Below are 11,733 nucleotides of genomic sequence, written 5' to 3'. Positions count from 1 at the left end.
CGTTATGAAGCGCTTTGCCACCGCACTCCTTGCCGTCTTGACCCTCAGTGCCTGTGCGGTGACTGGCCAGCCAGCTCACCCGGGTACCGCAGCCATCTACGACGGTGCCACCATCACGACCGCGCAGGTTGCGGCCTGGGGCACCGCGCAGGACGACATGGGATACCCCAATGACCCTGGCGCCGCGCTCACGCTGCTGCTGTTGCGGCCCGCGCTTGACAAGGAAGCCGCGACGCAGGGCATCGTCTTTGACGACAAGCAGATCTCGGCCGAGGCGCAAACGTGGATGTCCGCGAGCAAGGCGAAGGTGGTCTCCCCCACGCCGGACATGATGGAAGTCGTGCGAACGGTGCGGGTTCTCCATGCGCTCCTGCTCACCACAAGCGGAAAGGCGGCCATCAAGACGGCCGTCGAGTCGATTGAGGCCAACGCCGAGGCCAACCCTGTATACGGGCACTTCACTGTGGTTCAGTTCGCCAACAGCTTCGACATTGTGGCAAAGCGGTATCAGAATGACCAAGGTCAATACGGCGATATGGTCTACCTGGTCTTCAAGGATCTGTCCGGCTTCAACGGGAACGCCCAACGCGGGTGGATGGTCGGCGCGGGACTTCCCTCGCCCAGCCCCACCGCGAGCCCCACCGCGAGCCCCGCGCCCGTGAACGCCTCTCCGGCACCCGCATCCCCCTCTCCCACACCTTGAGCCCAGCGAGTCGAGTGTGAGTGCGCTGTGCGCGTTGGGAGCGTTGCGATGTGAGAAACGTGCCTAGGCCCTGTGGCCCGGCGCGACTTCGTGGGTCTCGATAGACTCACAGTGGAACCCATCCATGTCCGCTCAAGCGGCACAAAATAAGGAGCAACATGGCCAGCATTGAGGCCGTCGGCGCCCGCGAAATTCTTGACTCGCGCGGCAACCCCACAGTTGAGGTAGAGGTAGCGCTGGACGACGGTACGTTTGCTCGTGCCGCTGTTCCCTCCGGCGCATCCACCGGAGCATTCGAGGCAGTCGAGCGCCGTGATGGCGACAAGGGCCGCTACATGGGCAAGGGTGTCCAGCAGGCCGTTGACGCCGTCATCGACGAGATTGCCCCCGAGGTCGTCGGCCTCGAGGCCAGCGAGCAGCGCCTCATCGACCAGATCATGATCGACCTGGACGGCACCCACAACAAGGGCAAGCTGGGCGCGAACGCGATCCTCGGTGTGTCGATTGCCGTCGCGAAGGCCGCTGCGGACAGCGCCGACCTTGCGCTCTTCAAGTACGTTGGCGGCCCGAACGCCCACATCCTTCCCGTCCCGATGATGAACATCCTCAACGGTGGGTCGCACGCCGACTCGAACGTCGACATCCAGGAATTCATGATCGCCCCCGTTGGCGCCACGTCGTTCCGCGAGGCGCTCCGCATGGGTGCCGAGGTCTACCACACGCTCAAGTCCGTGCTCAAGGAGCGCGGCCTGGGCACCGGTCTTGGCGACGAGGGTGGCTTTGCTCCGAACCTCGGCTCCAACCGTGAGGCGCTCGACCTCATCCTTGTTGCCATCGAAAAGGCCGGCTTCACCCCCGGCGACGATGTCGCGCTCGCGCTCGACGTTGCCGCCACCGAGTTCTTCAAGGACGGCGCCTACCAGTGGGAGGGCGGTCAGAAGACGCCCGCCGAGATGATCGCCTTCTACGAGGGCCTCGTCAACGACTACCCGCTGGTCTCGATCGAGGACCCGCTGTCCGAGGACGAGTGGAGCTCGTGGTCGGAGCTCGTCACGCTCATCGGCGACAAGACGCAGATCGTCGGAGACGACCTGTTCGTCACCAACCCTGTCCGTCTCGCAAGGGGCATCCAGGAGGGCGCCGCCAACGCACTGCTCGTCAAGCTCAACCAGATCGGCACGCTGTCCGAAACTTCGGACGCCGTGCAGATGGCGCAGCGCGCGGGCTACACCGCGATGGTGTCGCACCGCTCGGGTGAGACCGAAGACGTCACGATCGCCGACCTCGCCGTCGCGTACAACTGCGGCCAGATCAAGACGGGCGCCCCCGCCCGTGGCGAGCGCATCAACAAGTACAACCAGCTCATGCGCATCGAGGAAGAACTGGACGACGCCGCGGTTTACGCGGGCAAGTCTGCGTTCCCCCGTCGCTACGGTAAGTAGGCAGAGTCAAGTAGTCACCACTCGCTTCATCGGATCCGCCGTACCCCCTGGGGTGCGGCGGATCCGTCGTTGTGGGGCACGACTCGTGCGGCAAGACGGGTCGCTCTGGGCGAGTCACCCGGCTGCGGGAGGGGAGCCACTAGACAATGGGCACATGTCTGCACCCACGCGCCCAGGAGCTCCCCGCGCGACCGCGCGCGGCTCCGCGCGTACCCCGCGCTCGGGCGTGACGCGCGTCGGCCCCCCTGCTCGACCGGGTGCGTCGGCGTCATCGAGCTCGACTGCTAAGCCGCGTCCAGCCGTCGCGCCAGCGCCGGTGAGAGGCTCGTGGGCTGCGGTTCTGTCGTGGCGCACGCTGGTGCTCGCGGGGGTGCTGGGGCTCGCTTTTGCCCTCGTCTGGCCGTCGGTCCGCGTGTACAACGAGCAGCAGGCCAGCAACTCCGCCCTGGTCGCAGAACGCGATGCCGCTAAGGCGCAGGTGGACGACCTAAACGCCCAGTTGGCTCGCTGGCAGGACCCGGCCTTTGTGGTGGCGCAGGCCCGCGAACGCCTCGCCTACGTGTATCCGGGCGAGACCCCTTATCGCGTGGTCGATCCGGAGGTTGCGCGCCCTGCCGCGGCAGGCTCGGTCGACGCGGCGGCGAACAGCGACGTGACGACCGGACAGCCCTGGTTCGATCGCATGTGGGCCTCCGTCGAGGCTGCTGGTGCCGAGCCCTCATCCCAGGCGCCCTCTCAAGGGCCCGCGGTGGCCGTGAGCCCACCCGCAGTGGTCGCACCGCTGCCGAACGTAGAATTGGGCGGGTGAGCGTCGCCCCCGAGGACATCGAGACCCTGCATGCCCAATTGGGGCGTGTGCCCAGGGGCGTGGTGGCCGTGGCGGCGCGATGCGTGTGCGGCAACCCGACCGTCGCGAAGACGGCCCCGCGGCTGCCCGACGGCACGCCCTTCCCGACCCTCTACTACCTCACGCATCCGGGCGCCGTTGCGGCCACTTCGACGCTTGAGGCGACGGGCACGATGCGCGAGTTCCAGTCGCGACTCGGTGACGACGAGGCACTTGCGGCGGCGTATCGCGCGGCGCACGAGCGCTACCTGGAGGAGCGATACGCGATCGAGGACGTGGAGGAAATCCACGGCATTTCGGCGGGCGGAATGCCTGACCGCGTCAAGTGCCTGCATGTGCTCGTGGGTTACGCCCTCGCGGCGGGCCCGGGAGTGAACCCGCTGGGTGACGAGGCACTGGCCCTGATCGCGACGACGTGGCGGCCCGACAGGTGCACGTGCGAGACGCCCTCTACGCGCGGCGCCGCTTCGGCGTCTGCAGACGAGTGAGCAGCCGAGTCCGCAGACTCGTGAGCGCCGCGCTTCGACGCCGCCAGGGGGCCGGGACCGGCGCTACTAGGGTGGTGTCATGACACGCGTAGCCGCCATCGACTGTGGCACCAACTCCATCCGTTTGCTCGTCGCCGATGTGACGGACGGGCGTCTTGCCGATTTGGTGCGCACCATGACGGTCGTGCGGCTTGGGCAGGGCGTCGACCAGACCGGCGAGTTCGCCGCCGATGCGCTGGAGCGGACGTTTGCGGCCGTGGACGCGTACGCGGCCCAGTGTCGCGAGCTCGGGGTCGAGGCGACGCGCTTCGTCGCCACGTCGGCCACTCGCGACGCGAGCAACAGGGACGTGTTCCTGGAGGGCGTGCGGGAACGGCTTGGGGTGACCCCAGAGGTCATCACGGGCGACGAGGAGGCCCGCCTGAGCTTCAGGGGAGCCACCTCGGTGCTCGATGCTAGCCACGACGCCCCCTACCTCGTGGTTGATCTTGGCGGCGGCTCGACGGAGGTCGTCCTTGGCACCGACGGCCCAGAGGCCTCCCACTCGATGAACGTGGGCTGCGTGCGGATGACCGAGCGCCACCTCGTCAGCGACCCGCCGGAAACGGACGAGATCGCGGCGGCGGTCAAGGACATCCACGCCGCAATCGATGCGGCATTCGAGGGAGTCCCTGTCGAGCGCACGCGGACCCTGGTGGGCCTCGCAGGCTCGATCACCACGGTCACCGCGCACGCCCTTGGCCTGCACTCCTATGACCGCGACAGGATCAACGGCTCCGTGCTTCCGATCGACGCGGCCATGCAGGCTTGCGACGAACTGCTTCACGCGACCCGGTCCTCGCGCGCGTCGCTCGGCTTCATGCATGCCGGACGCGTCGACGTCATCGGCGCGGGGGCGCTCGTGTGGCACACGCTCATGGGGCGCGTGCGCACGGCGGTCCACGACGCGGGCGGCGAGTTACCCAGCGTCGTGACGAGCGAGCACGACATCCTGGATGGGATCGCGTTCTCCGCGGCGGAGCGCCTCGGCTAGCGCCGGTCGCTCACGTCCCAGCCCCCGTAGCCCAACTGGCAGAGGCAGCCGACTTAAAATCGGCACAGTGCGGGTTCAAATCCCGCCGGGGGCACGTGAGGCGCCAGGTGTGCAGTTCGGGCTCTCTCGCGCCCGACGCTGCTAGTGCTCGGGGGCAATCGCGACGACGGTGCGCCCGGTACCGCGACCTTCGAGGAGCTCCGCAGCGGCGTCTTGAGCATCGGCGAGATCGACGATGCGGGTCACGGCGTCGACGAGTTGTGGGTCGAGGTCGTTCGCGAGGAGTTCCCATGCGTCGTGGCGAAGCGCGGGCGCCGTGTGGACCGAGTCGATTCCGGCCAGGGTGATGCCGCGAAGGATGAACGGCAACACGGTCGTGGGCAAGTCCGCTCCTGCCGCGAGCCCGCATGTGGCGGCCACGCCGCCCGCGTTGAGGCTCGCGAGCGCATTGGCGAGGATGGTGCCGCCGACGCTGTCGATCACTCCGGACCACCGTTGCGTGCCGAGCGGCCTGCCGGGGGACTCGAGGGAAGCCCTGTCGATGACCTCGGCCGCGCCGAGCGCGATGAGCCGGCCGCCCAAGGCATCGGCCCTTCCTGTGGCGGCGACCACCTCGTAGCCCGCCCTGCTCAGCAGCGCGATGGCGATGCTGCCGACCCCGCCGCCTGCGCCGGTGACGAGCACGGGGCCGCACTCGGGCTCGAGGCCATTGCGTTCGAGTGCAAGCAGGCTGAGCGCGGCGGTGAAGCCTGCGGTGCCGATCGCGGCGGCCTGGGTGGGGGTGAAGGTGTCGGGGACGGCGATGAGGTCGTCGCCCTTCACGTGCGCCAGTCCCGCAAGGCCGCCGTTGAGGTCCTCGCCGAGGCCCGCTCCGTTGAGGGTGACGATGTCGCCTGCTGCCCAGCGGCTGTGCGTCGACGCGACCACCTCACCCACAAGGTCGATGCCCGCGATGAGTGGGGTGCGACGTACCACGCCGGGGCGACCGTGGAGGGCGAGGGCGTCCTTGTAGTTGATCCCCGAGAACAAGACACGCACGGTCGTATCGAGATCGTCGAGCATGCTGTCGGCCACCTGCTCGAGAATGGCCGCGTTCTTGCCATCCTCTTTGCGGATGACCCAAGCGGGGAACGAAGTCATGCGGATGCCCTTTCCGTGAGGACCGAAGATGTCTTCAGGTCGCTGGCAGTGGCACGTGGTCCTCGGCCGCACCCAAACTCCGGTCTGCGACGGGGCGCCCCGCCACACCAATCTCGACGATAGGTCATGTGGATCACTCCGGGGGCACGGACGGCCGTCGGCGCTCGTTAGACTTCCTAGAGCGCTCCTGAGGAGGAAAACGTGGCCAATCCCGTCTTTCGCAATTCAAAGTCCTTCCAGCAGGGGTCCCCCGCTGGTTTCGAGACCCCGTCGGCTCCCGGATTCACTCCGATCGACGGCAGGATGACGTACGACGGCACGATCGCCAAGGCCGCCTCGCTCTTCCTGCTCGCGGTGGCATCGGCCGTGCTCGTTGGGCTACTCATGCCATCGCTCGCGATGCCGCTCATGATCGTCGGCTTTGTTCTCGCGCTTATCGTGATGTTCACCACGCGCAAAGGCCCCAAGCCCGCACTGATGGCGACCACGATTGCCGTCTACGGCGGAGCGGTCGGTGGCATCTCGGTCTACTACGAGGCGTCCTACGGCGGGATCATCCTGCAGTCGCTCATCGGCACCGCCGTCGTGTTCGCCGTGTCGCTGTTCGTCTACCGCTCCGGTCGCATCCGCAACATGGCCAAGGTCAACAGGTTCCTGATGATCGCGGCGCCCGCTTACGTCATCTTCTCGCTGATCAACGTGGCCATGGTCTCGTTCGGTGGCTTCAACATGCGTGATGTCCAGATCGGCGGGACGGGCGTGAACCTGGGCCTGATCCTCTCCCTTTTCGCGATCACGGTCGGCGCATTCATGCTGATCTCCGACTTCGACTTTGTGGCGAACGGCGTGCGCAACGGACTTCCCGCCCAGTGGGAATGGACGGCCGCCTATGGGCTGGTCTTTGCCATCATCTGGATCTACCTTGAGATGCTCCGCATGATGAGCTACCTGCGGCGCTAGCGGTGCCACAATGATCGGATGGCCCACGTAGATCTCCCGCTCGACCAGCTTCGTCGTTTCGCTCCCGATGTTGCGGAGCCCGCCGACTTTGACACGTTTTGGAAACGGACGCTTGCCGAGGCGCGCGCGGCCGCGGGGGACGTCGAGGTCGTTCCCGTCGAGACAGGGCTGAACCACGTCGACGTCTTCGACGTGACGTTCCCTGGCTTCGGCGGGCATCCGATTAAGGCGTGGTACGCCAGGCCTGCGGGCGCGACGGAGCAGTTGCCCTGCATCGTCGAGATCACGGGCTATGGCGGCGGGCGCGGCCTGCCGATAGAGCACACCCTGTGGCCCTCGGCGGGATACGCGTACATGATCCTCGATACGCGCGGACAGGGAAGCGCCTGGGGCTCTGGCGGCGATACCCCTGACCCCGTCGGGTCGACGGCGGCCCTGCCCGGCTACATGACCAGGGGAATTCTCGACCCCGAGGACTACTACTTCAGGCGCGTCATCACCGATGCCGTTCTCGCGGTCGACACGGCGCGCGCGCTCCCGGGCGTCGATGCGTCACGGGTCGCGTTCAAGGGCGGCTCTCAAGGGGGCGGCGTGACGCTCGGCGTCGCGGGTCTCGTGCCCGACCTTATTGCCGTGATGCCCGACGTTCCGTTCCTCTGCTACTTCGAGCGCGCGGTGTCCATGGCGGACACGATGCCGTACCCGGAGATTCGCCAGTACCTTTCGGTGCACAGGGACGTCACGGAGCAGGTGTTCCGCACGCTCAGCTACGTGGATGGCGTCAACTTTTCAAAGCGGGCCACCGCGCCCGCTCTGTGGTCGATCGCGCTCATGGATGACGTCTGCCCGCCGTCGACGTGCTTCGCCGCATACAACCGCTACGGCGAACGTGCCGGAGGGGTGCCAAAGGAGGTGACCGTGTACCCGTACAACGGACACGAAGGGGGCGGCGCGCACCAACTCGCGCTCCAACTCGCCTTCATGTCCGAGGTGCTTGGTTACGCGTAACTGACCTGGCAGAATCCGTGGTGGCAATACCCGCCCGGGTTCTTGAACAGGTACTGCTGGTGGTAGTCCTCCGCGTAGTAGAAGATCCCATCACCGGCGTCCGCCACTGAGGCGATCTGGGTGGAGATGGTGCCGAAGCCCTTCTCGGTGAGCTTGGCCTGATACACATCGCGTGAGGCGCCGGCGGCCACCAACTGCCCGTGCGTCGTCGCGAAGATCGCGCTGCGGTATTGGGTGCCGATGTCTCCGCCTTGGCGGTTGGGAGTCGTCGGGTCGTGGTTCTCCCAGAACGCGGCCAGCAGCGTCTCGAGCGACACCTTGGCAGGGTCGTAAACCACTTGCACGGTCTCGGTGTGACCCGTGCGGGAGGTGCATGTCTCTTCATACGTGGGGTTCTTGGTCCAACCTCCCATGTACCCCGCGGCGGTCGAGTACACGCCGTCGATCTGCCAGAAGATCCTCTCGGATCCCCAGAAGCAGCCCATGCCAACGTAGAGCACTTCCATCCCGGCCGGCCAAGGCCCCGCGAGCGGTCGGTCGAGCACCTGGTGCACGTCCGCGACCTCAAGCGCCGAGTCGCGTCCCTTCATCGCCGTCTCTTGCGAAACCATCTGGGTCTTGTCTACTCCGAGCATTCGTGACACCTCCGGTTGCTTAACGCTGGCCACACCCGTAAGTGTTCCGTGCCCGCGATACGCTCTGAGCATGGCAGGCAGCGAAGAGATCACCGGCGACCAAGCGGGCGTGTCCAACGGGGTCGAAGAGCCCCTAAAACCGGCGGCGCCCGCGGACGTCGCCTCCGAGGTCCCGGAGCCGCTGCGAGTTGCTGCGGCGTGGGCGTGGCGACTCATCGTCGTGGGGGTCGTGCTCATCGCGATCGGCAATGTGCTCGCGCTCCTGAGCCCCGTGGTCTTGCCCCTCGTCATCGCGCTTCTCATCGCGGCTCCTCTTGAACGATTCGTGAGTTTCCTGCACAGGCTCAAGGTTCCACGGACGCTTGGCGCCGCATTGACGGTGCTGCTGTTGTTCTTTGCGGTTGTCGGCTTGGCCACCGCGGTGGGCACCTCGGTCGTGAGCGGCTTCGACTCGCTGAAGACCTCCGCCTCGCGCGGCTTCGACACGTTAGTCAACTGGCTCGTCGCCGGGCCTCTGCACGTGTCGAGCGACCAGATCAACACCGGTGTGGCCCAGATCATGACGACGGTGCGCGACCACGCCTGGGGCCTTGCGTCGAGTGCGGTGAGCGTGACAAGCACGGTCGGTGCGCTCGTGGCGGGCGTGGTCCTCGCCCTCATTTCGCTGTTCTTCTTCTTGCGCGATGGCTCTCAAATGTGGGAGTTCTTTGTGCGCCTGGCCCCGCGCCGCATGCGCAAGAGCATGGACAGGGCCGGCCGGGCTGGGTGGACCACGTTGGGGCGCTATACCCAGACCTCCGCTTTCGTGGCACTGGTCGACGCCGTGGGCATCGGCCTAGGCGCACAATTGCTGGGGCTGCCGCTCGCGCTGCCCATTGGGATCATGGTGTTTCTCTTCAGCTTTATCCCGATGTTTGGTGCGAGCATCTCGGGTGCCGTCGCGGTGCTTGTAGGCCTTGTGGACGGAGGCTGGGTCACTGCGCTGCTGATGGTAGGCGTCGTGCTCTTCGTCCAGCAGACGGAGGGAAGCATCCTCTATCCGTGGCTCTTCGGCAAGGCGGCCTCGGTGCACCCCATGGCGATCCTCGTGGCGGTCTCGTCGGGGACTCTGCTTGCGGGTCTGGCGGGCGCGGTGATCGCCGTGCCGATTCTCGCGTTCTCGGTGGCATTCGGGCGCGGACTCCATGCGGAGTACATCCTCAACCGCGATGGCGAAAGGACGCTCACCGGCTCGATACCGCTCCTGGCCGAGAAATCCATGGATGCGATACGTAAGGCGACGGCGCGCGTCACCACCTCGCAAATCCGCGTCCGCAAGCGCCGGCGCTAGCGCGCCGCGCCGCCTGGTCACCGAAGTGGATTGTCGCTACTACGACGAAGGCCGTTGCCGCTCCTGCACCTTGATCAAGACGCCGCACCTCGCTCAGGTGGAAACCAAACAGCGTCGGCTCGAAGCTCTGGTCGCGGCGGCGAGGCCAGGAGACTCCTCACACACCGTGTGGCTCGAACCGATGGTGAGCGCGGAGTCGGGGTTTCGCTCTAAGGCCAAGATGGTGGTCGGCGGCACCGTTGACGACCCGACGGTGGGCATTCTCGATGCGGACGATCGTGGGGTCGACTTGCGCCTGTGCCCGCTCTACGGCACCGATCTCGCGCGGGCGTTCCCCATACTCGCGGAGTTCATCACGGTGGCGCGTCTCGAGCCTTATGACATTCCCGCCCGAAAGGGAGAACTCAAGCACATCATCGTCACGGTCTCGCCGGGCGGCGAACTCATGGCGCGATTCGTCACGCGGTCTACCGAGTCCCTGGCCCGGCTGCGCAAGCACTTGCCGTGGCTACTCGACAGGCTGCCTCGCCTCGTCGTCGTGACCCTCAACGTCCTTCCAGAACACAAGGCCGCTCTCGAGGGTCAGCAGGAGATCGTGCTGACCGAACTCGACACGCTGCGCATGGACATGGGTCGAGTCACGCTGCACGCTCGCCCACAGAGCTTTCTCCAGACCAATACCGACATCGCGCGCAGGCTGTATGCGCTTGTCGCCGGTTGGGTTGACGAGGGCGCAGCGACGACGGTGTGGGATCTGTATTGCGGGGTGGGAGGCTTCGCGCTCCATTGCGTGCGCGAAGGCAGGACGATCGTGGGGGTGGAGTCGGCGGAACAGGCCGTCATCGCGGCGCGGCGCAGCGCTCGGGAAATGGCCGATGCGGGTCAGCCGGGCGCGCTCGAGGCCGCCTTCGAGGCCGCCGACGCGACCGCTTGGGTGCGCGGCAGGCCCGCCCCCGACGTCGTGATCGTCAACCCGCCGCGCAGGGGAATTGGGCCCGAACTTGCCGAGTGGATCGAGTCGAGCGGCGTCCGGAGGGTCGTCTACTCGAGCTGCAACGCGGTGACGCTCGCCAAGGACTTGGGGGCGATGCCGTCTCTGGCTCCCGTGAGAGGGCGGCTCCTCGACATGTTCCCGCACACGGAACACTACGAGGCCGTGGTCCTACTCGAAAGGGTGTGAAGGCCTTAGCTTGATTGGGCGTTAGCCCGTGAAGGCCTCCACCGCGAGCACCTCGATGGCGACCGCGTTGCCGTTCGGCGCCGTGTAGGACGTCGAATCGCCCACCCTTTTGCCGAGCAACGCGTTGCCAAGAGGCGATTGGGCGCTAAACACGTCGATGTCGGTTCCGCCCGCAACCTCACGGGAACCGACGAGGAAGCGCATCTGCTTGCCCGCGACGGTTGCGGTGACCACGGAGCCGGACTGGACGGTGCCGTCGCTCGCGGAGGCCTCCCCCACGTGCGCGCTTTCGAGCAAGGCGCGCAACTGCTGGATGCGGGCCTCTTGCTTGCCCTGCTCCTCGCGTGCGGCGTGATAGCCGCCGTTTTCCTTGAGGTCACCCTCTTGGCGGCGCTCGTCGATCTCCTTGGCGATGGCCGTGCGGCCCTCTCCAGTGAGGTGTTCATATTCTTGCTGCAGGCGGTCGAAGGCCTCCTGAGTAAGCCAGGTCTGGTCCGTCATGCTTCACATCCTTTGCCGTGGAATATCCCAGGATAACGAATGCCCTGGCACTCGACCAAAACGTCCTACGAGCTCGCCTCGCAATAATGCACCACCGCGGTGGTCGCTTCTTCGGTCGTGGCAAGCGTTACCGTGAGGCGTTGAGCCTTCCCCGCGGCAGGATCGATGTGCTGCGTGGCGACTCCCACCTCGTCGTAGCGCGTGTTGAGTGCCCTCAGGTGGCACGTCACTGGCGACTCGGAGTAGAGGAAGACGTCATATGTGACGCGGGCCTGCGTGGGGGAGATGATCTTGAAGCCGACGTCCTGCCATCGCACTGGTTGATGAGCGACGGTCCAGCCCCACCACGACGATAAGGCGATCAAAACCGCCAATCCCGCGCTCACCGCCCACCATGCGCGCGCAGAAAGCCGAGGCCTGGAGTCGGCCTCGTCCTCAGCGGAAACGTCAATGGTCATCGTGAGGC

General features: G+C 66.4%; 13 protein-coding genes and 1 tRNA gene. 10 read left to right on the top strand and 4 right to left on the bottom strand.

What is annotated here, in order from left to right:
• The first annotated feature begins 4 nt into the window (after positions 1-4).
• From BKA03_RS12085 to BKA03_RS12060, 6 genes are all read left to right on the top strand, one after another.
• Positions 5-703 (top strand): hypothetical protein, encoded by a 699-nt coding sequence (locus tag BKA03_RS12085; RefSeq protein WP_062074164.1) that lies wholly within the window; start codon positions 5-7, stop codon positions 701-703.
• 158 nt (positions 704-861) lie between these two features.
• On the top strand, positions 862-2,145 hold the full coding sequence (gene eno, locus BKA03_RS12080; protein WP_062074163.1) for a phosphopyruvate hydratase: 1,284 nt from the start codon (positions 862-864) through the stop codon (positions 2,143-2,145).
• A 154-nt stretch (positions 2,146-2,299) separates the two neighbouring features.
• Entirely contained in the window at positions 2,300-2,953 is a 654-nt protein-coding gene (locus BKA03_RS15375) for an FtsB family cell division protein (RefSeq protein WP_083971124.1), read from the top strand.
• Positions 2,950-3,480, top strand: a complete 531-nt coding sequence (locus tag BKA03_RS12070) for a DUF501 domain-containing protein (protein ID WP_238579360.1) — start codon at positions 2,950-2,952, stop codon at positions 3,478-3,480. Before BKA03_RS15375 ends, BKA03_RS12070 begins: the two co-directional genes overlap by 4 nt.
• A 79-nt stretch (positions 3,481-3,559) precedes the next feature.
• Positions 3,560-4,513: a Ppx/GppA phosphatase family protein gene (locus BKA03_RS12065; protein WP_062074162.1), complete on the top strand. Its 954-nt coding sequence runs from the start codon at positions 3,560-3,562 to the stop codon at positions 4,511-4,513.
• Between the two features lie 20 nt (positions 4,514-4,533).
• Positions 4,534-4,607 (top strand) — tRNA-Leu (locus tag BKA03_RS12060).
• 47 nt (positions 4,608-4,654) lie between these two features.
• On the opposite strand, the gene BKA03_RS12055 is transcribed toward BKA03_RS12060, so the two are convergent.
• Positions 4,655-5,653: an MDR family oxidoreductase gene (locus BKA03_RS12055; RefSeq protein ID WP_062074161.1), complete on the bottom strand. Its 999-nt coding sequence runs from the start codon at positions 5,651-5,653 to the stop codon at positions 4,655-4,657.
• Positions 5,654-5,854: 201 nt separating this feature from the next.
• Here BKA03_RS12055 and BKA03_RS12050 point away from each other — a divergent pair, with 201 nt between their 5' ends.
• A complete protein-coding gene (locus BKA03_RS12050; protein ID WP_062074160.1) occupies positions 5,855-6,613 on the top strand; it encodes a Bax inhibitor-1/YccA family protein in 759 nt (252 codons plus the stop codon).
• An 18-nt stretch (positions 6,614-6,631) separates the two neighbouring features.
• On the top strand, positions 6,632-7,621 hold the full coding sequence (locus BKA03_RS12045) for an acetylxylan esterase (protein WP_062074159.1): 990 nt from the start codon (positions 6,632-6,634) through the stop codon (positions 7,619-7,621).
• Here BKA03_RS12045 and msrA read toward each other — a convergent pair.
• Entirely contained in the window at positions 7,612-8,256 is a 645-nt protein-coding gene (msrA, locus tag BKA03_RS12040; protein ID WP_062074158.1) for a peptide-methionine (S)-S-oxide reductase MsrA, read from the bottom strand. The genes BKA03_RS12045 and msrA overlap by 10 nt on opposite strands.
• 70 nt (positions 8,257-8,326) lie before the next feature.
• Here msrA and BKA03_RS12035 point away from each other — a divergent pair, with 70 nt between their 5' ends.
• Both BKA03_RS12035 and rlmC read left to right on the top strand, forming a co-directional pair.
• Positions 8,327-9,586 (top strand): AI-2E family transporter, encoded by a 1,260-nt coding sequence (locus BKA03_RS12035; RefSeq protein ID WP_062074157.1) that lies wholly within the window; start codon positions 8,327-8,329, stop codon positions 9,584-9,586.
• Positions 9,587-9,611: 25 nt separating this feature from the next.
• Positions 9,612-10,766 (top strand): 23S rRNA (uracil(747)-C(5))-methyltransferase RlmC, encoded by a 1,155-nt coding sequence (rlmC, locus tag BKA03_RS12030; RefSeq protein ID WP_062074156.1) that lies wholly within the window; start codon positions 9,612-9,614, stop codon positions 10,764-10,766.
• A gap of 21 nt (positions 10,767-10,787) precedes the next feature.
• Here the strand turns inward: rlmC and greA are convergent, their stop codons facing one another.
• Complete coding sequence (gene greA / locus BKA03_RS12025; RefSeq protein ID WP_062074155.1) at positions 10,788-11,267, bottom strand: transcription elongation factor GreA; 480 nt, start codon at positions 11,265-11,267, stop codon at positions 10,788-10,790.
• A 65-nt stretch (positions 11,268-11,332) separates the two neighbouring features.
• Positions 11,333-11,725, bottom strand: a complete 393-nt coding sequence (locus BKA03_RS12020; protein WP_062074154.1) for a DUF4307 domain-containing protein — start codon at positions 11,723-11,725, stop codon at positions 11,333-11,335.
• Between the last annotated feature and the right edge of the window lie 8 nt (positions 11,726-11,733).

The sequence above is a fragment of the Demequina lutea genome, assembly GCF_013409005.1.
Lineage (GTDB): Bacteria > Actinomycetota > Actinomycetes > Actinomycetales > Demequinaceae > Demequina > Demequina lutea.
This window is presented reverse-complemented; position numbering and strand designations above follow the sequence as displayed.